Here is a 19,773-nt window from a genome sequence, read left to right as displayed (position 1 = left end):
CCCGGCTCATGCGGGCGCCGCGCCGGGCTCAGCTGCCCTTCTCGGAATGCACGGTCTCGAAGAAGTAGTCCTTCCAGGAGGCCGGCTTCTGCTTCAGCGCGCCGGTCTTGTACATGAACTCGGCGATCTTCATGCTTTCCTTCGGGAAGATGTCGAAGTCGTACGTCGGCGAGGCGAGGATCTCCTCGACGATGGCGCGGTCGGTCTTGTCGCCGGTCACTGCATAGTATTTGTCGATGGAGCCCTTGAGGTCCGACTTGATGAGCGCGACGGCCTTCTTCTGCGCTTCCATGAAGGCCTCGACCAGCTTCGGGTTGTTCTTCACGAAGTCGTTCTTGGCGTAGATCACGCTCAGCGTCGCCGGGCCGCCCTGGATCGAGAAGGAATCGGCCACCTTGTGGATTCCGGGCACCTTCAGCGCGCGCTCCTGGAACGGAGAGCTCGCCATGTAGCCGGTGATGCCGCCCGCCTTGGTGGTGAGCGCGGCGAACGCCTCCGGATGCGCCATGGAAACCTGGATGTTGTCCAGCTCGCCCGACTTGCCGGGCCCGAACGCCTGCTCCACGCCCATGGCGAGGACGATGGCCTGGATGGAGACCTTGATGGACGGCAGCGCGATCCGGTCGTTCGGCCCGAAATCCTTGATGGACTTGATGCTCTCCTTGTTGGTCAGGAGAAACATGGGCGAGGCGTTGATGGCCGAGAGCGCCTTCACGCCATAGTTCTTGGAGGTCTTGTCCCACAGCGTCAGCAGCGGGGAGAGGCCGGCGGAGGCGATCTGCACGGTGTCGGAGAGCAGCGCGTCGTTGAGCGGGCCGCCGCCGCCGAGGCGGGCATATTCCACGGTCAGGTCGAGGCCCTTGGCCTTGGCCGCCTGCTCCCACAGCTTATCGTGCTGCATGACGATGAGCGGCAGATAGGGCAGGCCGATCTGGGTGGCGACCTTGACGGAGGACATCTCGGCGCGCGCGGGCGCGCCGGCGAAGGCGAGGGCGGCGGCCGCGAGCAGGGCGGAGCCGGCCAGACGGCGCGGGCTGAAGGAAAGGGACATCGACAACTCCTCTGGTTGGAGCGCGGCGCCGGGGCGGTCGCCGCAGGGGGCGCCGCTTCCGGTCGTCTCCCCTATGTGACAATAAAAGCCTATGGTATGGTCAACCATCACACAAGCTTATTTGAACGCCACGGCGTTTTTCATCTAAAGGGAAGAAGGTGGACGGTGGAGCGCGCACGGGTCGTGGACCTACCCCTTGAGATGGCAGCCGGTGCCGCCGATGGCGCCCATGAGGCGGCGGAGGCGAGGAAGCGCCTGCGCACCTCGGCGGTGCCTCTTTATGTGGCACTCTCGAACCTTCTGCGGGCAGAGATCGAGGAGGGGCGGTGGGCCGTGGGCGCGCAGCTGCCGACGCTGGAGCGCCTGTCCGAGATGTACGGCGTCGCCCGGGTCACCGCGCGCCAGGCGCTGGGCGTGCTGGCGGACGACGGCCTCATCGAGCGGGTGCAGGGCAAGGGCACCTTCGTCGCCAGCGGCGCGCCCGAGCGCAAGATCATCCAGCTCGATTCGGACTGGCACAACTTCCTCAAGATGCTCGACGGCAACCTGCCCGAGCCGCTGGTGGTGGACCCGGACAGCGCGCCGCCGCGCCTCGGGCCCAGCGAGGGCCGCCCGGCACCGTCCTACCGCTACATGCGCCGCGTGCACCGCGCGAGCGCCCAGCCCTATTGCGTGATCGACGTCTATCTCGCCCAGCACGTCTATGCGCAGGCGCCCGCGGCCTTCGACACGCAGATGGTCATTCCCCAGCTTGGCAAGGTGTGCGGGCCGAAACTCCAGAAGATGGCACAGTCGTTCCGCATCATGGCGGCGGACCTCACGGTGGCGCGCTGGCTCGACCTGCCGGTGGGCGCGCCCGTGGGCGAGGTCCGGCGCGTCATTACCGACCAGGACGGCATCGTGCTCTATCTCGGCATCGGCCAGTACCGGGGCGACCTCGTGGTGTTCAACACCACGCTGGAGGTGCCGCGGGAATGAAAAAAGCCCCCGCCTGCAAGCAGGCGGGGGTTCAGTTGCGGGAGAGTTTTCAGGAAGCAGGTCCGCTCAGGCGGTGGCGCCGAGCAGCTTCTCCAGGATGACACCTTCCAGATGCGCCAGTTCCGGCGCGCCGCGCCGGCGCGGGCGGGGCAGCGGCACCTCCACGTCGAGGGCGATGGCGCCGTCCTCGATCAGCACCACGCGGTCGGCGAGCGCCACCGCCTCGGCCACGTCGTGGGTCACGAGCACGGCGGTGAAGCCCTGCTGCAGCCAGATCCGCTCCAGCAGCATCTGCATCTCGATGCGGGTGAGCGCGTCGAGCGCCCCCAGAGGCTCGTCGAGGGCGAGGATGCGCGGCCGGCTCGCCAGCGCCCGGGCGAGCGCCACGCGCTGGCGCTGGCCGCCGGAGAGCACCGCCGGCCACTCGCCGGCGCGATCGGAGAGGCCGACCTGAGCGAGCAGGGAAAGCGCCGCCGCGCGCTTCTCCTTGCGCTCGCGCACATGGGAGAGGCCCACCGCCACGTTGGCCGCCACCCGCGCCCAGGGCAGGAGCCGCGGCTCCTGGAACATCACGCGGGTGATGTCGGCGCGCTTCTCGGGGCGGGCGATGTCGAGCGTGCCGGCGGTGGGCGCGTCGAGCCCGGTGAGCAGGCGCAGCAGCGTGCTCTTGCCGCACCCGCTCTTGCCGATCACCGCCACGAACTGGCCCGCCGGCACGTGGAGGTCGAGCCCGTGCAGCACCGTCTTCGGCCCGAAGGCCTTTTCGACGCCCCGGAAGGTGAAGGCGGCGCCGCGCGGCGCGCTTGCCTCGCGCGGCGCCGGCGGATGCGCGGCGGCGGTGCCGGTTCTCGGCTCGGGCGGGAAGAACGGCGCGCCCTCGAAGCGCAGGCCCGGTCGGGGAGCGGTGTCGGTGTCGCGCACGGCGATGTTCATGGCGTCACTCCTCACTGGGGCTGGAAGGCGGGGTGCCACTTCAGGAATGCGCGCTCCAGCAGGCGCGCGGCGCTGTCCGCGAGCTTGCCCAGGAGCGCGTAGATGAGGATCGACAGCACCACCACGTCGATCAGCAGGAACTCGCGCGCCTGCATGGCCAGGTAGCCGAGCCCCGAGGAGGCGGAGATGGTCTCCGCCACGATCAGCGTCAGCCACATGATGCCGAGCGCGTAGCGCAGCCCGACGAAGATGGAGGGCAGCGCCCCGGGCAGGATCACCCGGCCGAACAGCTCCAGGCGCGACATGCCGTAGATGCGGCCCATCTCGATCAGTTGCGGGTCCACCGTGCGGATGCCGTGCAGGGTGTTGATGTAGATCGGAAAGAACACGCCGAGCGCGACCAGGAAGAGCTTCGCCTCCTCGTCGATGCCGAACCACAGGATCACCAGCGGGATCAGCGCCAGGTGCGGGATGTTGCGCACCATCTGCAGCGTGGTGTCCGAGGCGGCGCGGCTGATGCCGGACAGCCCGTTGGCGAGCCCCAGGGCGAAGCCGATGGCGCCGCCGAGGGCGAAGCCCACCAGCGCGCGCCAGGCGGAGACGCCGATATGCTGGAAGATGTCTCCCGAGCGCGTGAGCTTCCACAGCGCCGCCGCCACGTCCGATGGCGCCGGCAGCACGGTGGGCGGGATCTCGCCGAGGCGGGCCGCCGCCTCCCAGCCGGCGAGCAGCAGGACCGGCAATATCCAGCCGGCCCCGCCCTCGACGGCGCGCGTGAGGCGCGCGCTCATGATGCCGCCTTCAGCTTCGAGCCGCCGTGCGCGCCGACCGCGAACTCGTTGGCGATCTCGGTGTTGAAGCCGGCCTGCCGGCCGAGGCCGAGCGCGGGGAACAGAAGCTCCGCCACCCGGTAGGCTTCCTCCAGGTGCGGGTAGCCGGAGCCGATCACCGTGTCGATGCCGAGCTCCTGGTATTCGGCGAGGCGCTGCGCCACCTGTTCCGGCGTGCCCACGAGCGCGGTGCCGGCGCCCGAGCGCACGAGGCCGACGCCGGCCCACAGGTTCGGCGAGACCACGAGCCGGTCGCGGCGTCCGCCGTGCAGCGCCGCCATGCGCCGCTGGCCTTCCGAATCCATCTCGATCCTGAAGCGCTTCTGCGCCCGCGCGATCTGGTCGTCGGTGATCTGGCTGATGAGCCGGTCGGCGGCGGCCCAGGCCTCCTCCTCGGTCTCGCGCACGATGAAGTGCAGGCGGATGCCGAAGCGGATGTCGCGCCCGCGCGCGGTAGCCTTGCGGCGCACCGCGGCGATCTTCTCCTTCACGCCCGCCGGCGGCTCGCCCCAGGTGAGGTAGAGGTCGGTCTGCTCTACCCCCAGCACCTGCCCGGCCTCCGAGGAGCCGCCGAAATAGAGCGGCGGCGTCGGCCGCTGCACCGGTGCGAAGTCGAGGCGCCCGCCCTCGATGCGATAATACTGGCCGTCGAAGTTCACCGTCTCGCCGCTGACGAGGCGGCGCCAGACGGTGAGGAACTCGTCCGCCTGCGCGTAGCGCTCGTCATGGGCGATGAAGAGGCCGTCGCCGGCGAGCTCGGTGGGGTTGCCGCCCACGACCACGTTGAGCAGGAGCCGCCCGTTGCTCAGGCGGTCGAGGGCGGCGGTCTGGCGGGCCGCGAAGGCGGGGGTGGTCACCCCCGGCCGCAGCGCCACCAGGAACTTCAGCTTCTCGGTCACGGTCGCGAGGCCCGCGGCGGTGATCCAGCTGTCCTCGCAGCTCTGGCCGGTGGGCAGCAGCACGCCTTGATAGCCGAGGCGGTCCACCGCCTGCGCGATCTGCTTGAAGTAGCCGAACTCCGGCGGCCGCTGGCGGGTCTCCGAGCCGAGATAGGAGCCGTCGCCATGGGTGGGGATGAACCAGAAGAAGTTGATCGGATCGCGGGCCATCGGGGCCTCCTTCGCGGGTGCCGGTTGAGGGGTCAGCTCTGGGGACGCACCCACACCGCGTCCTTCACGACGATGGCGCGGGGGATGAGGCCGAGCTTGTAGAAGCGGTCTGCGGTCTGCTGCTGGCCGGCGATCACCTCGGCGGTCAGCGGCCCGACGCCGAACACCTGCCGGTCGGCGGCGCGGGTCTGGGCGGCGATGTCGACGCCCGTCACCTCGGCCAGCACTTTGGCGACCTCGGTGCGGTTCTGGTCGGCCCACTTGGCGCTCTGCTTCAGCGCGTCCTCCGCCTTGATCACCACCGCGGGATGGGCGGCGGCGAAGCTCTTGTTGGCGAGGAAGTAGGTGTTGACGTTCAATTCGTCCTTGGTGGTGGTGAGCACGCGCGGCTTGTGGCGCAGCTCGGAGATGGCGAAGAACGGGTCCCAGATCGACCAGGCGTCGATCTTGCCGGAGGCGAACGCCGCCGCCGCATCCGCCGGCGACAGGTAGACCGGCGTGATGTCCGCGAACGGCACGCCGGCGCGCTCCAGCGCGGCCACCAGCAAGTTGTGCGCGCTCGACCCCTTGGTGACGCCCACCTTCTTGCCCTTCAGGCCGGCGACCGAGGTGATGGGGCTGTCGCCGGGAACGAGGATGCCCTCGCCCGCGCCGTTGGAGGGCAGCGCTGCCACATAGACGAGGTTGGCGCCGGCCGCCTGGGCGAAGATCGGCGGCGCATCGCCGGTCCAGCCCACGTCCACGGCACCGGCGTTCAGCGCCTCCAGCAGCGGCGGGCCGGAGGGGAACTCCACCCAGCGCACCGCGATGCCTTCGGGCGCGAGCGCCTTCTCGATGATCTGCTGGTGGCGCGTGACCACCGGCAGGCCGGCCTTCTGGAAGCCGATGCGGAATTCCTTGAGCGGCGCCTGCTGTGCCCCGGCGGGCGAGAGGCCGATGACGGTGGCCGCTGCTGCGAAGAGGGCGAGCAGGCCGGCGCGGCGGGAGAGGGCGATCATGTGCGTGTTCCTTTGCGAAGGCGGGGCGGTCAGGCGCGTGCGGCCGACCAGACGATGTCGGAGACGGTGATCGGCTTCGGGATCAGGCCGAGCGCCAGGAAGGTGTCGGCGATCTCCTGCTGCTGGCGCACCACGGCGTCGGCGATGGGGTTCAGCTCGATGGGGTAGCGGTTGGTGGCGATCTTCTGCGCCTCGAGCTCGACGCCGGTGACCTCGGCGGTGAGCTGGGCCAGCTCGTCGCGGTTCCGGGCCGCCCAGGCGGTCACCTGCTTCAGCTCGTCGAGGACCGCGTGGAGCACCTGGGGCGACCTGGTCGCGGTGGTCTTGTTGGCGAGATAGAAGGTGTGGCTCGAAAGCCCGTCATTGGTGGTTACGATGGCGCGCGCGTCGTGGCGCCTCTGGGCGATGGCCCAATAGGGATCCCAGATGGTCCAGGCGTCCACGCGGCCGGAGGCGAAGGCGGCTGCGGCGTCCGCCGGGGCGAGATAGACCGGCGCGATGTCTGTGAAGGAGAGGCCCGCGCGCTTCAGCGCCTGGACCGTGAAATTGTGCGAGGACGAGCCCTTGGCGATGGCGACCTTCCGGCCCTTGAGGTCGGCGATCTTGGTGATGGGAGAGTCCTTCGGCACCAGGGTCGCGGACTGGGTCGCAGGAGCCGCTGCCACGTAGAGCAGGTTCGCGCCCGCCGCCTGGGCGAAGATCGGCGGCGTGTCGCCCACGGTGCCGATGTCCACCGAGCCCGAGCCCAGCGCCTCCAGGAGCGGCGGCCCGAACTGGAACTCCACCCAGCGGACGGTTTCGACCCCGAGCCCCTTCAGGCGCCTTTCCAGCACCTGCTGCTGGCGGGCGGCGACGAGGATGCCGCTCGATTTCTGGTAGCCGACCTTGAACTCCTTCGGCGTCTCCTGGGCGAAGGAGGAGCGCTGCGAAAAGGCGAGGGCGGCGCCGGCCGAGCCGGCGAGGAACTGGCGCTTGTTGAGCATGGACGTGTCTCCGGATCGCCGCTCAGGCGACATGGGGGATGGCGTGACGGGCCGGGGCGGCGAGCGCGCGGTCGAGCTCTGCCGCGGCCTGGGCGATGCGGGCGGAAAGGGCATGGTCGGCGACCACGCCCTCGCGGAAATCCTGGTCGCCGGCATAGATGGCGGTGGGCAGGGTCAAGGCGGAGAAGAAGCCGAACAGCGGCCGCAACTGGTGCTCGACCACGAGCGCATGGCGGTGGCCGCCGCCGGTGGCGGTGAGGAGCACCGGCGTGCCGGCAAGGGCGGTGGGATCGACGAAGTCGATCAGGTGCTTGAACAGCCCGGCATAGGATCCCTTGTAGACCGGTGAGCCGACGATCAGCGCATCGGCCTCCTCGATGGCGGAGATGATCGCGTGCGCGGCGCGGGGCAGCGCCTCGCGGCTTGCGGTGCCGATGCCGGGGCCGGCGTCCACGAGGTCGTAGATCTCCAGCGAGACGGGCCGTCGCGCGGAGATCTCCGTGCCCACGGTCTCGATCAGGGTGCGGGTGCGCGAGGGCCGGCGGGTGCTGCCCGAGAAGCCGACGATGCGGGGGATCACGGGCGGGCTCCGGCGGTGCGGCGGGAGGGATGTGCGGCAGGCATGACGGTTCGTTCGCCGGCAGGGCCGACGCCTTCTTGATGAGGGAAATGGACGAGGGAAGGGGAGACGAGCGGCAGCGGGCGCTCAGCGCCGCGGGCTGACGCTCCCACTACACGGACGGATGCGCGCACCGGCGATCATGGGGTGCCTCTTTCGAGCCGTTCCTGATGCGCGGCGACGCCGGACGAGCCGGGCGCCACCGCTGTGTCCCATCATGATTGGCCGTGGTGCCGGCGGTGTCAATATTAAATCTACTAAATCAATAGACTAATGGGAAAAATTGCATCGACCGCCTTACTCATTTGATATATAACATATTTTAGAATGAGATCGGGTCGCCGCGCTGCAGCGGCGATATCGGCGGGCAGGAGCGGGTTAGGTGCTCCGGTCGAGCAAAGATGTTCATGACGAAAGTCGCGGCGATTCCCGAAATTGCGTCGAGGATCACGATCCTCTCCCGCATGGCGGCGGGGATGGCCTCCCGCGCGGCGAACCCTCACCCCCGCCCTCTCCCTCAGGGAGAGGGAGTCCGGCCGCGGATGGGGGCGAACCCTCTCCCCGGCGGGGAGAGGGCAGGGTGAGGGGGCACGCGGTGAGGGGCAGAAGCGCGGGTGGATGGTGGCCACCGTGGGGGCCGTTGCGCCGTCGCTGGTCCGGAGGACCCGCAAGGCCGATGCGCGTGGCCGCCCGCTCGCGCGAGGGATGGCGCCCTCAGAGCTGGCGCGTCAGGTTGTCTGCGAACGAAAGGATGTGCGCGCGCGTCGCCGCCTCGGCTCCGTCGGCATCGCCCGCGCGCAGGGCGTCGACGATGGCGGCGTGCTCGTCCACCACGCGGCGGTGGTGCTCGTGGGCGCGCAGCGAGACGAACCACACGCGCTGGGCATGCTCGTGCAGGTTCCGCAGGATCTCCCCCAGCACCACGTTGCGCGCCGCCGCCGAGATGGTGGCGTGGAACTCGCTGTCGAGGCGCATCAGCGTGCCGATGTCCCGCGCTGCCGCCGCGGCGCCGCCCTGGCGCACATTGTCCGCGAGCGTCTCGATCACGCGCGGGGAGGCGCGCTCGGCGGCAAGGCGGGCGCAGAAGCCTTCGTTCACGAGCCGCACGTCCACCATGTCGCGCACCTCGTCGTGGGAGATGGGGCGCACGATGATGCCCTTGCGCGGCAGCACCTCCACCAGGCCGTCGCGCATCAGGCGGTCGAACGCCTGGCGCACCGGCGTGCGGCCGAGGCCGAGGCTGGCGGAGACCGCCGCCTCGCTCAGCGCCTCGCCGGGGCGGAAGGCGCACATGATGATGCGCCGCTTGATGGTCTCGTAGGCCTCGTCGCGCAGCGAGCGCGGCGGCCCCGCGCCCTCGCGGTCCTCGACCGCGTCGAGCTGCATCAGGTCCCGCGCGCTCTCGCTCTGCATCAGCCCAGCTCCGCCGCGCGCTTCAGGCTCGCGAACATGGACACCCGCATCAGGTAGTCCCGCATCGCCGCGGGGTCGTCCTTGACGCGGCGCATCTGCTCGGTGAAGCGCGCCCGGTCCTCGGGGGCGGCGGCCTCCAGGTTGCGCTTGTTCTGGATCGTCTGCGTCTGCACGTATTCCACCGTCACCTGCCGGCGCTGGAGGTCGTAGCGGTCGAGCTCGGCCTCGCCCGCCTCCTTGTGCCACACTTTGGCGATGCGCTGGGAGAGGCTGACCGCGTCGTGGATGCCGCCGTTCATGCCCATGCCGCCGAGCGGGTTGTTGATGTGGGCGGCGTCGCCGGCGAGGAAGGCCCGGCCGACGCGGTAGGTCTTCGCCACCCGCTGGTGCACCCGGTAGAGGGTGGCGTGGGCGATCTCGAACGTCTGCGGCCCTTGCGGGCAGGCGCGCCGCAGCAAAGACTGGCCGAAGGCGGCGGAGACCGCGTCCTGGTCGCTCATGTCGGCGTGGACCGGGAACATCACCCGCCACAGGTCCGGCACCTTCAGCAGGAAATGCCACAGCTCGGGGTCGGCCACATAGGACACGGCATCGAGGTCGGGCATCACCGAATAGAAGTCGAACGGCGTCGAGAGCACCAGGAAGCGCTCGGGCCAGGTGAAGCCCTCGAACTCGATGCCGAGCGCGTGGCGCACCTGGGAGCGCGCCCCGTCGGCGCCGATCAGCCAGCGCCCGCGCCGCGTCTCCACCGCGCCGCCCTCGCGGGCGATCTCCACGCTCACGCCGTCGGCATCCTGCGTCAGGCCCACCACGCGGCGGCCGAACTCGATCTCGAAGCCGGGCACGTCCTTGAGCTTGTTGAGCAGGATGCGGGTGAGCTTGTACTGCTCCGACTGGAGCCGGTAGGGGTGGCGCGTGGCGTCGGCGATGGCGGCGAAGTCGAAGTCGGCGATCACCTCGCCGTTCGTGCGCCGGTACTGGAAGCGCGGCGCGATCAGGCCCTCGGCGATCAGCTCCGCGGCGGCGCCCAGCTCGTCCAGCATGTCGAGGGTCGGCGGATGGAAGGTGGAGGCGCGCGACTCGGTCGCCAGCGCCATCTCGCCCTCGAACACCGTCACCGGCACGCCGCGCCGCAGCAGCTCGGCCGCCGCCACCATGCCCACCGGCCCCGCGCCGGCGATGAAGACCCGCTCTTCCATCTGCTTCTTCCTTGCTTTTGTCTTCAGGCTGCCGTCGACGCGTCGCGCCCCGACACCGAGATCCAGTGGCGGATCTCGGAGCGGATGCGGTCCACATCGGCCGGGTTGTCGCTCGCCCCCTCCGGCACCTCGATCTGATGGACGAGGCGCGCCGGCGCCCCGAACACCAGGATGCGGGTGCCGAGATAGATCGCCTCGTCGATGGAGTGGGTGACGATCAGGAACGTCATCTTCTGGCGCCGCGCCAGCGCCCGGAAGTCGGACCGCAGGCGCATGGCCGTGATCTCGTCGAGCGCGCTGAAGGCCTCGTCGAGCAGGATGATCTCCGGCCCGGTGGCGAAGGCGCGGGCGATGTTGGTGCGCTGGCGCATGCCGCCGGACATCTCGCTCGGCAGCGCCTCGGTGAACGGGCCGAGGCCGACCGCCCGAAGCCACTCGCGCGCCCGCTCGCGCCGCTCCGCCTCCGGCACGCCCTGGATCTGCAGGCCCAGCGCCACGTTGTCGGTGGCCGAGAGCCAGGGCAGCAGGCGGTCCTCCTGGAAGATGCGGGCGATGCGGCCCTTCTTGCGGATGAACTTCTCCACCGGCTCGCCGTCGATGGTGATGCGCCCGCCGTCGAGGCTCTTCAGGCCCAGGAGGCAATCGAACAGCACCGACTTGCCGGCGCCGGTCGGGCCGACGATGGCGACATATTCGTTGTCGGCCACGTCGAAGGTCAGCTCGCGGATCGCCTCCACGGCGCCGCCATTCTTCTGGATGAAGGACTTCCTCGCCTTCTCGACGCGGATCTTCACGGGGGATGATGTGGTCATGATGCGCCTCACGAGCGGTCGTGGTGGTCGCCGCGCCAGCGCAGCACGAAGCGTTCGAGGGCCTCGACGGCGTGCGTCATCATGATCGCCACCGCCACCATGATGAGGGTCCAGGCGAGCACCATCGCCATGTCGAACACGTTCTTGGCGAGGTCGAGCTCGCGGCCGATGCCGAACGAGGCGCCGACGAGCTCGGCCACGATCACCGTGCGCACCGCGTTGCCGATGTTGAGCTTGGTGGCGGTGAAGGCGAACGACTTCACGTAGGGCCACAGCAGCAGGCGGATGTACTGCTCCCGGCTGGCGCCGAACGAGAGCACCATGTCGGTGAGCTTGCGGTCGATCGACCGCACGCCGTCATAGACGCAGAAGGCGGTGATGGGCACGCACAGCATCACCAGCACGAAGGCGATGCGCAGCTCCACGTTGGAGAACCAGATCACCACGATGATGACCCAGTTCAGCGCCGGCACGCCCATGATGAACTTGATGATCGGCCGCAGGAACTCGTCCGCGCCGCGCCACAGCCCCATGGCGAGGCCGATCGGCACGCCGATGACGAGCGAGAGCAGCACCGCGAACAGCATGCGCGCGAAGGTGATCAGCCCCTGGGAGAGCATGTCCCAGGTGGTCAGGATGGTGAGGATGTTCTTCGCGATGTCGCCGAGGCTGGGGAACAGGATCGGCGGGAAGAACTGGGCGGCGGTCTGCCAGGCGATGGCGAGCACCGCGAACGGCGCGACGGCCTTCAGGAGCCGCACGGCGCCGCGCCGGAGCCGGCTCGGGGCGGGGGCCGCGACTGCGATGTCGGACATGAGCGATGCTTCCCTCGGGGTGCACGGCGCGGACAAAGGGCCGCCCCGTGCCTTGATTGTTGATTGAGACCGGTGGCTGGCGCCCTATTTCTTGGGCCACTTGTAGTAGACGCCCTCGTCCGGCACCGCGTTCAGGAAGCCGGACTCCTTGAAGCCCTTGAACAAGGCGTCGAGGTTGTCCTTCTGCTCGATGGCGGGAACGACGACGAAGGTGGTGATCTTCCGCTTGCGGCTTTCCTGGAGCGCCTCGACCGGAACCTTGGCGAACTCCGAGATGATCTTGTCAGCCTCTTCCGGATTGTTGTTGTAGAAGTCGGCCGCCTCCTGCCACATCTTCAAGGTCGCCGCGACCTTGTCCGGGTTGGCGTCGATCCAGGCCTTGTGGCCGAAGGCGCCGAGATACCAGACCGGAGCGTCGGACTTCATGCCGAGCGCGTCGCGGATCGAGGCGTTCATGTCGCCGACCAGATGGAAGCCCTTGATCAGGGTCGCCGACAGCGCCGGATCGAACAGCAGGCCGGCATCGGCGCGGTCGGCGAGCAGCATGGTCTGGACCGCCGCCGGGGCGGCGTCGACGATGTTGATGTTCTTGCGCGGGTCGAGGTCGTTCTGCTTTAGGAAGAACGAGGCCATGCCGTAGAAGCCCGACGAGGTGGTCGCCGCCACCGTCTTGCCCTTGAGATCGGCAGGCTTGGTGATGTCCGCCTTGTTCGAGACGAAGGCGTGGTTGGCGGTGGAGATGGTGAACAGCAGCTGCACCGGCATGCCGCGGGTGTAGAAGTTGGCGCCCGAGAACAGCGCGCCGAAGATGTGCGTGGTGCGCCCCGCGGCGAAGTCCGAATAGAGGATGCCGGGATTCGGGTAGAGCTTGATGTCGAAGTCGAGGCCGTACTTCTTGTCGAGCCCGCGCTTCTGGATGATCGGCACCAGGAAGGAGCCGTTGGAGGGCGGGGCGAGGCCGCCCGCGCCTGAGACAGTCTCCTGCGCGAGGGCGGGCGTGGCGAGCGCCATGGCGCCGGCCAGCAGGCCGGCGATGGTGGCGCCGCGCGCGCGAGGGCCGAAAATCGTCATCATGGCTTGGTCCCCTTCCATTTGTTTCGATGCAGGTGAGGGCGGTCCGCGGCGTCTCAGCCGAGCACCGGCAGCACCTTGACGTCGTAGCCGTGGCGGATGGTGCGGCCGAGCACCGGGTCCTCGATCTCGAATTCGAAGCGGTCGGCGGGGCGGATGCCGCCATGGGCGGCGAGCGTGCCGCAGAACATGGCGGCGCCACCCTCGAACGGGCCGTCATAGCCGGCCAGGATCTCCAGCGGCGGCAGCATGGCCGCGACCGATCCTTCCTGGTAGAGCGCGCGCTCCCCACCGGTCACCGCGTAGGAGCGCAGCACCAGCTTGTCCCAGTGGGGCAGCACCTCGTCGAGCGCCCACAGCTCGGCGGCCACCGGCTTGTCGCACATCTGCTTGGAGACGGTGATGTTGTAGGTCTCCACCTTGCGGTCGGTGTGGTCCGAGCCGATGCCGAGGAAGCGGCGGGCGCCGGTCTGAAGGATCATGAACTCCACCTCGCCGGAGGAATCCGGGCCGGTGGATTCGATGGCGTCGGCAGTGGTGAGGCGGGCGGCTGCGACGCGGTAGTAGATGGGCGTCGAGGTCGGGCGCGGAACGCCCAGCTCCTCCAGCTCCTTGATGTGCTTCTCCAGGGCCACCTTGTCGCGGCCGGTCCAGCCGGCGATCACCGCGGTGCGGACGAGGATGGTCTCCTCATAGGCGCGGCCATCGGCGTGGATGGTGAAGGTCAGGGCCTGGGCGTGTCCGGCTGCGGACATCTCGTTTCCTCCTGGGGACTTGTGGGGACTTTGTGGAGACTTGGGGTTTTGAGAAGGGGCGGATCGGCGCCACCGCAAAGGGGGTGGCAGCACGGTGGCGCCGATCCTCACGCTGCGCCGGTCAGTTGGGCGTGCGCGTGTCGAGCAGGGTCCACTTTCCGTCCTTCACCTCGATGATGTAGACGGGCTTCACCGCGTCGCCGTCGGTGAAGGAGATGGACCCCTCAAGCGCCTGGAAGTTCTTGAGCTTGCCCAGCTCGTCGCGGATCGCGGTACGCTCGGCGGCGAGCTTCGCCTTGTCGCCGGTGACGCCGGCGCGCTTCATCGCCTCGGCATAGAGGTAGACGATGTCGTAGACCGAGGCGTCCATCTGGTTCGGGTCGGTGCGGTTGTAGCCCGCCGCCTTGGTGCGCTTGGCGAACTCGGCGGTGAAGGCCTTGGTCTGCGCATTCACGTCGGGGAAGAAGGTGGTGCCGATGGTCAGCGTCTCGCCGGCGCCGTCCATGCGCTTCGGCAGCTCGGGGTCGGCGATGGTGGTGCCGCCGATGAGGCGGGTCTTCACGCCCTGGCGCTTCAGCTCCTTGGCGATGTTCACCGCGCCCTCGGGCGGGGAGCCGAGGCCGACGACGTCAGGGGCCATCTGCTTCAGCTGGGCCACCTGGGGCGAGAGATCGAAGGCGGCGAGCTGGAAGTCCACCGAGCCCTTCGAGGGGATGGCGTACTTCTCGAACATCTTCGGCACCACGCCGGTGCCGATGGACTTCGACACCACGTCGTCGGTGGCGTAGGCCGCCGCGCCCGAGGCCATGGGCAGCTTCTTGTCCTGGATGGACGCGAGCACCTGGTCGATGACCTTGCCCTCGTCGGTGGTGTTGCGGAAGCCGTAGGTGAAGCCCTTGGTGAGGCCCGGCGCCGACGAGGCCATGGACATCTGCGCGATGCCCTCGCGCTCGCCCACCGGGAAGGTGGTGCGTACTTCCGAGGACGAGAACGGCCCGATGACGGCAAGCGCGCCGGCATCCTGCGCGAACGAGCGCACCGCGGTGGTCGCCTGCTTGGGATCGCCGGCGGTGTCGAACTTCACCACCTTGATCTTCTTGCCGTTGATGCCGCCCTTGGCGTTGATCTCCTCGACCGCGAGGTCCACCGCCACCTCGTTGGTGTTGGCGAGAGACACGTAGGGGCCGCTCTTGGCCATCATGTAGCCGAGCACGAGCTCGCCGTCCGCGCGCGCCGGCCCGGCGGCGAGGAGCGCGACGACGGCGACAGCGCCGGTTGCCAGTTTCAGGGTCATGGTCTCAACTCCTCTCTGGATGGGTTCGGCGCGGGGTGGGCCCCGTCTTCGCCGAGATAGGCTTCCTGGAGCCGGGGATCGCGCGCGAGCGCGGCGGGGTCGCCCGCCATGATCACCCGGCCGAGCTCCAGCACGCTGGCGCGGTGGGCGGCGGCGAGCGCCTTGCCGGTGTTCTGCTCCACCAGCAGCACCGAGAGGCCGCCGGCATTCAATTCGCGGATCAGGTCGAACAGCTTCGAGACGAACAGCGGCGAGAGGCCGAGCGAGGGCTCGTCCAGCATCATCAGGCGGGGCTTCGCCATCATGGCGCGGCCGATGGCCAGCATCTGCTGCTCGCCGCCGGACAGGCACGAGGCGGCCATGTGGCGCCGCTCGGCGAGGTTCGGGAAGCGGTCGTAGATGGCGTCCCGCTCGCGGGCGACGGCGTCCTGGTCGGTGCGCATGTGGGCGCCGAGGAGCAGGTTCTCCTCCACCGTGAGCGAGATCAGGATGCGCCGGCCCTCGGGCACCAGCACGATGCCCTTCTGGATGCGCTCGTGAGCCGGGGCGCGGGTGATGTCGGCGTCGGCGAAGGTGATGCCGCCGCCCTTCGCCGGCACCGCGCCGAGGATCGCCCGCAGCAGCGTCGACTTGCCGGCGCCGTTGGCGCCGAGGACGGTGACGATCTCGCCCTCCTGGACCTGGAGCGAGACACCCTTCAGCGCCGCGACGCGGCCGAAGGAGACGGAGAGGTCGCAGACGTCGAGCAGCGCCATCACGCGGCCTCCTCGTCGGAGCCGATATAGGCCTCGCGCACCTTGGGGTCGCGACGCACCACGGAGAGCGGACCCTCGGCGATCTTCTCGCCGAAGTTCAGCACCACCACCTTCTCGCAGACGCTGTCGACGAAGTGCATGTCGTGCTCGACCACGATCAGGGTCACGCCTTTGCCGAGCAGGTCTTTCAGGTGATCACGCAGCGCATTGGTCTCGCTGGGATTGAGCCCGGCGGCGGGCTCGTCCAGCATCAGCACGGTGGCGCCCGCGAGGGTGGCGCGCACGAGGTCGATGCGCTTCCTCACGCCGTAGGGCAGGGCGCTCACGGTCTCGTCGGCATAGCGGGCGAGCCCCGCCTCGGCGAGCGCCGCGCGCGCCTCCCGCTTCCAGCGATGGTTGGGCACGAGGCGGAAGGGGGTGAGCAGGTCGGCGAGCGAGGAGGCCCGCACATGCTGGCCCACCAGCAGGTTCTCCAGCACGGTGAGGTGCGCCATCAGCCGCACGTTCTGGAACGAGCGGGCGATGCCGGTCGTGATGCGCTTGCGCGAGGGCATGGCGGTCACGTCGGCGCCGTTGACGCGGATGGTGCCGGCGTCCACCGGATAGACGCCGCTGACGAGGTTGAACACCGTGGTCTTGCCGGCGCCGTTGGGGCCGATCAGGGCGGTGGCGCGGCCCTTGGGAGCCTCGAAGGACAGGTCGCGGATGGCGCGCACGCCGGCGAACGACTTCGCGAGGTTGGTGACGGAAAGGGCGCTGAGGGAAGGGGCGGCGGTGCTCATGCCTCGCCCTCCGCGGTCCGGCGCCGGAACATCCGCAGCAGCGCCGCCGTGACGAGACCCTGCGGCCGCACCGCCATGAACAGGATGATGAACACCGCGAACAGGGCATAGCGCCATTCGTTGGAGGCGCGCAGCAGCTCCGGCACCAGGGTGAAGAAGGCCGCGCCCACCAGCGGGCCCCACACCGTCTGGGTGCCGCCGAACAGCACGTAGAGCACGGTGTAGACCGAGAGCAGAACGCTGAAGTGCTGGGCCTCGACGAAATTGTAGTGGTGGGCGTAGAAGGCGCCGCCGAAGCCGGCCACCGCCGCGCCCAGCGCGAACGCCGCCACCTGCATGCCGCGCACCGAGATGCCCATGAGGTCGGCGACCGTGGGATCGCTCTTCACCGCCGTCAGGTAGAGCTGGAAGCGGGTGCGCGAGATCAGCAGCATCAGCGCCACCACCCCGCCCGCCGCCGCGAACACCGCGTAGGGGCCGGCATAGTCGGTGACCGGGTAGCCGGCGGCGCCGCCCACCACCTCGAGGTTCAGGAAGATGGCGGAGATCACCTGGCCGAGGGCGAAGGTGGCCATGGCGAGGTAGATGCCGTGGGTGCGCAGCACCGGGATGCCGATCAGGATGCCGGTGAGCCCCGCCGCCGCCGCCCCCACCGGCACCGCGGCCCAGAGCGGCCAGGCATATTCGTTGGTCAGGAACGCCGCGCCATAGGCGCCGATGGCCATGAAGCCGGCGATGCCGAGGTTCAGCTGGCCCGCCGCCAAAGGCAGGTAGACCGCGTAGGCGGCGATCACGTTGAAGGCGAGGACCACCAGGACGCCGGTGAGGTAGCCGCTCATCACAGCTTCTCCCGGCTGGGCGCGCGGCCGAGGAGGCCCTGGGGCCGCACGATGAGGATGAGGAGGAGCAGGCCGTAGACGGTGATGTTCACCACGTCGGCGCCGATATAGGAGATGGAGAGCACCTCGGCGAGGCCGATCAGGAGCCCGCCCAGCACCGCGCCCCAGATGGAGCCCATGCCGCCGACGATCATGGCGGCGACGCCCTTGAAGCCGACGCCCTCGCCCATGAAGGGGGAGACCTGCTGGTAGTTCACCGCGAACAGGATGCCGGCGAGCGCGGCCAGCAGCGCCGAGGCGATGAAGAGCTGCGGCACCAGGCGCGAGATGTCGACGCCGAGGATCAGCGCCGTCTCGCGGTTCTCGGCCACCGTGCGGATGCGCCGGCCGGCATTGGTGGCGGTGAGCACGTAGGAGAGCAGCGCCACCAGCGCCAGCGAGAGGCCGAGCGAGACCATCTGGGCGATGCCGATGACGAGCCCGCCGATGCGGATGTTGAGATCCGGCAGCAGCGCCGGAAAGGCTTGCTGGTCAGAGCCGTAGGCGACGAGCATGAGGTTTTCCAGGAGCACCAGGAAGCCGAGCGAGGAGACCAGCGGCACCTCGGGGTCGCCGTTCTGCATCGGGCGGAAGGCGAGGCGCTCCACCAGCAGGGAGACGAAGGCGGCGGCGGCGAGCGCGCCGGCGAAGGCGAGGAGGGAGGGCCAGCCCTTCGCCATCAGGCCGAAGGCGAGCATGCCGCCGAGCATGAACAGGCCGGGGATGGAGAAGTTGAGGAAGTTCAGCACGCCGATGGCGAGGGTGAAGGCCACCGCCACCAACATGTAGATGGCGCCGAGCATCACGCCGTTGACGATCTGCTGGGTAAGCATGGCGCAGGTGGGAGCTCCAGAGGGGACGGAAGGCCGCCCCTGGGCACCGGCGACCGGCGCCCTTCGGACGGTTGTTGGTTAAGATACAAAGCTATCTTCGGGGGTGGTTCAAGCTGAAATTTCAGGCGGATTTCACTTGAGTGTCAGGCAGCGTCATATGGGTAAGTAAGGCTGCCTTATTTAAACAAGCCATTGTTATAAAACGAGAAATTATATGAGGCAATATGCGGAGGCACGATGCAGCGCGCGTCGGTTGCCGAAGTGGCTGGCACCAAATTGCCTAAGGATGGAGCATTCCCAGCCCCGGATTCGGGGTGCCTCTTGAATGGGCTGGCCGGCGGAGGGCCAGCGCGTCCGGCGCCAGCGCCTAAGGCGCCTCGCCGGCGTGGCGGGGCAGGCCGGAGCCGAGCGTCCGCGCCATTTCCAGGTTGGTGGAGCACCAGATGTGGTGGCTCGGGGGGAGGAGATCGGGCTGGTCCAGCGTGCCGAGGGTCACGTCCACCGCGTCCTCGCAGGCCATGTCGAACAGGATCGGGCTGCCGCAGCGGCCGCAGAAGTCGCGGGAGACCCCCGCCGAGGACGCGTATGTCGTCATAACCCCTTGAACCAATTCGAAATCCCCGCGCGCCACGCTCACCCAGGGCAGGGCGGCCGAGCCGGAGGCGCGGCGGCACATGGTGCAGTGGCACCAGTAGGCCGCGCGCGGATGGCGCAGGCGGTAGCGCACCGCGCCGCACAGGCACCCACCCTGGACGACCATGCGAAATCCCCCCTCGAAATGCCCCGAAGTCCGCCACGTCCGGCGCCAGATCCCGCCAGATCCCGGTCGGGACCGTCCCGGCCCGCCCGCTCAGGCGGCGATGGCGAGATCGGTCCAGACCGGCACGTGGTCGGACGGCTTCTCCCAGGCCCGCACGTGCTTGTCGATGCCGACCGCGATCAGCCGGTCCGCCGCCTGCGGCGAGAGCAGCAGGTGGTCGATGCGGATGCCGTTGTCGCGCTGCCAGGCCCCCGCCTGGTAGTCCCAGAAGGTGTAGAGGCGGCTCGCGTCGGAGGCGGCGCGCACGGCGTCGGTCAGGCCGAGATGGATCAGCTCGCGGAACGCCTGCCGGGTGCGCGGCAGGAACAGCGCGTCGCCGGCCCAGGCCGCCGGGTCGGCCGCGTCCGCGGGCGCGGGGATGACGTTGAAGTCGCCCGCCAGCACCAGCGGCTCCTCCAGCTTCAGCCGGTCCTGCGCGAACGCCTTCAGGCGCGCCATGAAGGAGAGCTTGTAGGGGTATTTCTCGGTGTCCGGCGGGTTGCCGTTGGGCAGGTAGAGGCAGGCGACGCGCACCACGCCGCCCTTCACCGACACCACCGCCTCGATGAAGCGGGCCTGCTCGTCGCCGTCGTCGCCGGCGAGGCCGTGGGTCACGTCCTCCAGCGGCAGCTTGGAGAGCAGGGCGACGCCGTTGAAGCCCTTCTGGCCGTGGACGCTCACATTGTAGCCGAGGCTCTCGAACGGCTCGCGCGGGAACGCCTCGGTCTGGCACTTGATCTCCTGGAGGCAGACCACCTCCGGGTCGGTCTCCTTCAGCCACGCCACCGCGTGGTCGAGCCGCTGGCGGATGGAGTTCACGTTCCAGGTGGCGATGCGCATGCGGGCGGGCTCCTCGGGCCGGCGAG

Annotated in this window: 21 protein-coding genes; 1 reads left to right on the top strand and 20 read right to left on the bottom strand. The window is 69.2% G+C overall.

The window, feature by feature from the left end:
• Positions 1-28 precede the first annotated feature (28 nt).
• Positions 29-1,051 carry an ABC transporter substrate-binding protein gene (locus V5F67_RS16005; protein WP_394016811.1) on the bottom strand — a complete coding sequence of 341 codons (1,023 nt, stop codon included), beginning with the start codon at positions 1,049-1,051 and terminating at the stop codon, positions 29-31.
• 183 nt (positions 1,052-1,234) lie between these two features.
• Between V5F67_RS16005 and V5F67_RS16000 the strand changes: the two genes are divergently transcribed.
• Entirely contained in the window at positions 1,235-2,029 is a 795-nt protein-coding gene (locus V5F67_RS16000; RefSeq protein WP_394016812.1) for a GntR family transcriptional regulator, read from the top strand.
• Positions 2,030-2,095: 66 nt separating this feature from the next.
• Here V5F67_RS16000 and V5F67_RS15995 read toward each other — a convergent pair whose 3' ends face one another.
• From V5F67_RS15995 to xth, 19 genes are all read right to left on the bottom strand, one after another.
• Positions 2,096-2,962 carry an ATP-binding cassette domain-containing protein gene (locus V5F67_RS15995; protein WP_394016813.1) on the bottom strand — a complete coding sequence of 289 codons (867 nt, stop codon included), beginning with the start codon at positions 2,960-2,962 and terminating at the stop codon, positions 2,096-2,098.
• An 11-nt stretch (positions 2,963-2,973) separates the two neighbouring features.
• Positions 2,974-3,753 (bottom strand): aliphatic sulfonate ABC transporter permease SsuC, encoded by a 780-nt coding sequence (ssuC, locus tag V5F67_RS15990; protein WP_394016814.1) that lies wholly within the window; start codon positions 3,751-3,753, stop codon positions 2,974-2,976.
• Complete coding sequence (ssuD, locus tag V5F67_RS15985; RefSeq protein WP_394016815.1) at positions 3,750-4,901, bottom strand: FMNH2-dependent alkanesulfonate monooxygenase; 1,152 nt, start codon at positions 4,899-4,901, stop codon at positions 3,750-3,752. Before ssuD ends, ssuC begins: the two co-directional genes overlap by 4 nt.
• A gap of 32 nt (positions 4,902-4,933) precedes the next feature.
• On the bottom strand, positions 4,934-5,899 hold the full coding sequence (locus tag V5F67_RS15980) for a sulfonate ABC transporter substrate-binding protein (protein WP_394016816.1): 966 nt from the start codon (positions 5,897-5,899) through the stop codon (positions 4,934-4,936).
• 29 nt (positions 5,900-5,928) lie between these two features.
• Positions 5,929-6,882, bottom strand: coding sequence for an aliphatic sulfonate ABC transporter substrate-binding protein (locus tag V5F67_RS15975; RefSeq protein ID WP_394016817.1), 954 nt, complete (start codon positions 6,880-6,882; stop codon positions 5,929-5,931).
• Between the two features lie 22 nt (positions 6,883-6,904).
• The gene (msuE, locus tag V5F67_RS15970; protein WP_394016818.1) at positions 6,905-7,462 is read right to left on the bottom strand and encodes an FMN reductase; all 558 of its coding nucleotides are present in this window, start codon (positions 7,460-7,462) and stop codon (positions 6,905-6,907) included.
• A 753-nt stretch (positions 7,463-8,215) separates the two neighbouring features.
• Positions 8,216-8,914: a GntR family transcriptional regulator gene (locus tag V5F67_RS15965; protein WP_394016819.1), complete on the bottom strand. Its 699-nt coding sequence runs from the start codon at positions 8,912-8,914 to the stop codon at positions 8,216-8,218.
• Complete coding sequence (locus tag V5F67_RS15960; protein WP_394016820.1) at positions 8,914-10,113, bottom strand: FAD-dependent oxidoreductase; 1,200 nt, start codon at positions 10,111-10,113, stop codon at positions 8,914-8,916. The genes V5F67_RS15965 and V5F67_RS15960 overlap by 1 nt, the downstream gene beginning before the upstream one ends.
• Before the next feature lie 23 nt (positions 10,114-10,136).
• Positions 10,137-10,925, bottom strand: a complete 789-nt coding sequence (locus tag V5F67_RS15955; protein WP_394016821.1) for an ABC transporter ATP-binding protein — start codon at positions 10,923-10,925, stop codon at positions 10,137-10,139.
• Between the two features lie 8 nt (positions 10,926-10,933).
• On the bottom strand, positions 10,934-11,740 hold the full coding sequence (locus tag V5F67_RS15950; RefSeq protein ID WP_394016822.1) for an ABC transporter permease: 807 nt from the start codon (positions 11,738-11,740) through the stop codon (positions 10,934-10,936).
• Positions 11,741-11,824: 84 nt separating this feature from the next.
• The gene (locus V5F67_RS15945; RefSeq protein ID WP_394016823.1) at positions 11,825-12,814 is read right to left on the bottom strand and encodes an ABC transporter substrate-binding protein; all 990 of its coding nucleotides are present in this window, start codon (positions 12,812-12,814) and stop codon (positions 11,825-11,827) included.
• Between the two features lie 53 nt (positions 12,815-12,867).
• On the bottom strand, positions 12,868-13,566 hold the full coding sequence (locus V5F67_RS15940) for a DUF2848 domain-containing protein (protein ID WP_394016824.1): 699 nt from the start codon (positions 13,564-13,566) through the stop codon (positions 12,868-12,870).
• Between the two features lie 121 nt (positions 13,567-13,687).
• Positions 13,688-14,860, bottom strand: coding sequence for an ABC transporter substrate-binding protein (locus V5F67_RS15935; protein WP_394016825.1), 1,173 nt, complete (start codon positions 14,858-14,860; stop codon positions 13,688-13,690).
• Entirely contained in the window at positions 14,857-15,615 is a 759-nt protein-coding gene (locus V5F67_RS15930; protein WP_394016826.1) for an ABC transporter ATP-binding protein, read from the bottom strand. Before V5F67_RS15930 ends, V5F67_RS15935 begins: the two co-directional genes overlap by 4 nt.
• Positions 15,615-16,397, bottom strand: a complete 783-nt coding sequence (locus V5F67_RS15925; protein ID WP_394016827.1) for an ABC transporter ATP-binding protein — start codon at positions 16,395-16,397, stop codon at positions 15,615-15,617. Before V5F67_RS15925 ends, V5F67_RS15930 begins: the two co-directional genes overlap by 1 nt.
• On the bottom strand, positions 16,394-17,236 hold the full coding sequence (locus tag V5F67_RS15920; RefSeq protein ID WP_394016828.1) for a branched-chain amino acid ABC transporter permease: 843 nt from the start codon (positions 17,234-17,236) through the stop codon (positions 16,394-16,396). The genes V5F67_RS15925 and V5F67_RS15920 overlap by 4 nt, the downstream gene beginning before the upstream one ends.
• Positions 17,236-18,108 (bottom strand): branched-chain amino acid ABC transporter permease, encoded by an 873-nt coding sequence (locus V5F67_RS15915; RefSeq protein ID WP_394016829.1) that lies wholly within the window; start codon positions 18,106-18,108, stop codon positions 17,236-17,238. The genes V5F67_RS15920 and V5F67_RS15915 overlap by 1 nt, the downstream gene beginning before the upstream one ends.
• A 367-nt stretch (positions 18,109-18,475) precedes the next feature.
• Positions 18,476-18,868 (bottom strand): GFA family protein, encoded by a 393-nt coding sequence (locus V5F67_RS15910; RefSeq protein WP_394016830.1) that lies wholly within the window; start codon positions 18,866-18,868, stop codon positions 18,476-18,478.
• Between the two features lie 90 nt (positions 18,869-18,958).
• The gene (gene xth, locus V5F67_RS15905; RefSeq protein WP_394016831.1) at positions 18,959-19,747 is read right to left on the bottom strand and encodes an exodeoxyribonuclease III; all 789 of its coding nucleotides are present in this window, start codon (positions 19,745-19,747) and stop codon (positions 18,959-18,961) included.
• Between the last annotated feature and the right edge of the window lie 26 nt (positions 19,748-19,773).

This window comes from Xanthobacter pseudotagetidis, assembly GCF_043194795.2.
In the GTDB taxonomy this organism is placed as follows: Bacteria; Pseudomonadota; Alphaproteobacteria; order Rhizobiales; family Xanthobacteraceae; genus Xanthobacter; species Xanthobacter tagetidis_A.
Note: the sequence above shows the minus strand (reverse complement) of the source record. Positions and strands in the feature narration are given on the sequence as shown.